Raw genomic sequence first — 1,438 nt, 5'->3', positions numbered from 1 at the left:
GAGATTGCCCAAGCCGCCAGCGGAGCGCATCGTGCCTTTCTGGGTGGCAAGGAAGGGCCGATCCTTCGGCAATCTGTCCACCACCTCAGCCAAATCCGGGTGGATCGGAACGGAAACCAAAACCCCTCCAGAGCGCTGCGTTTTCTGCCGCCGGTACTCTATCTTGCCGTTGCGGATGTTCTTCGGCCCCAGCTTCACCGCATCGACGCGCGCTGCGCCGGTATAAAGCATCAGCGTCACTGCCGTGTGCGCCAGCGAACCGGGCTTGTGTGTGCTGAAGAATTGCGCCAGTTCGTCCTCGTCCCAGGTATGAAAGCCATCACCGCCGACGCGGAACGGCTTTGCCGCGCGCGCCGGGTTGTCGCCGCGCCAATCCAGCGTGATCGCGAAATCCATTAACTGTATTAGCCGCTTGCGCAAGTTGTTCGCCGCCGTGGGCGTTTCGGCCTTCTTTGCGAGGATCGTCTGTACATGCCTCCGCTGCATCAGACGCATCGGCTTGTCGCCATGCTCTTCCCGGAATTTCTCGACAATCCCGCGATAAACTTTCTGCGTGCTCGGGGCGAGATCGAGGAACTCTGGCGAGCGGTACCATAGCGCGACTAGCTGGCTAACGCTGTAGGGCTTGGACCGATCCGCACCGATCAAACCACGCGTTTTATGCCCGTTGACGGCATCCTCATAGCGCTGAACGAAATCCTCCGACCCGTAGTTGCTTCCCAGTTCTGCCGAGAATCCGCCCTTCCGAAACCGCCATCGCCGTTTGCCGTGCCGGTCGAAATAGGCAGTCGCACCGGGAAACTGCTTCCGGCGCTTCACGGGCGATCCCACGGATTGTTGACCTCGTCGATCTGCTTCTCGGTGCTGTAGATCACAACTTTGCCATCGCGGCTGATCTCAGACCGCAAGACCGGTATGCCCGCGTCCCGGTAGGCCTTGAGGTATCGTGTCAACTCGCTCTGTGTCAGTGTCGCGCGGGGCATGGCCATCGGTTTTCCCCTCACTCAATCAATTCGCATCGGAGGCCGCATTCGGCCTCACGCTTGCTGCTTTCACAGTGAATTTTTCGACGTACCGCTCCCAAGCGCCCTGAGGGATCTTAGGATTGCGACGACCTGGTGCGGTGAAGATGTGATCCAGCATATCTTCGCGGATAAGATAGCGCACGTTGGACACAGGTATGCCCACGCGCTCGGCCAGTTCCTTGGGGGTTTCAAGCAGCTTTCTCACGCTTTGCCTCCTGTCGTCGTTGCTCACGAACTGAAGCGAAAGAAATCGCTTTGCATCCAGAATGAAACAAAACTACGCTGAAACTGCATGAATCAAGCGTGTCGCCATCGTTCGTATCTATTTCTAATATAATTGACTACGAATGAGGTCAACGCAAATACAAATGAAAGTTGAAGATGGCTGTTTCTGGCCTTGGGCATCGCCTTGC

General features: G+C 57.2%; 3 protein-coding genes. All 3 read right to left on the bottom strand.

Features of this window, described 5'->3' with window-relative positions; translation table 11 throughout:
- A partial coding sequence (locus ACR0B3_RS23960; RefSeq protein WP_480811234.1) for a site-specific integrase occupies positions 1-819 on the bottom strand: 819 nt, incomplete at its 3' end.
- A complete protein-coding gene (locus tag ACR0B3_RS23955) occupies positions 816-989 on the bottom strand; it encodes a hypothetical protein (protein ID WP_480790630.1) in 174 nt (57 codons plus the stop codon). The genes ACR0B3_RS23960 and ACR0B3_RS23955, both read right to left, overlap by 4 nt.
- A gap of 19 nt (positions 990-1,008) precedes the next feature.
- Positions 1,009-1,230, bottom strand: coding sequence for a MerR family transcriptional regulator (locus tag ACR0B3_RS23950; RefSeq protein WP_170444366.1), 222 nt, complete (start codon positions 1,228-1,230; stop codon positions 1,009-1,011).
- Between the last annotated feature and the right edge of the window lie 208 nt (positions 1,231-1,438).

Source organism: Ruegeria sp. CE9, from assembly GCF_056537425.1.
The sequence above is the reverse complement of the archived record's forward strand: the minus strand, read 5'-3'. Positions and strand labels throughout refer to the sequence as shown.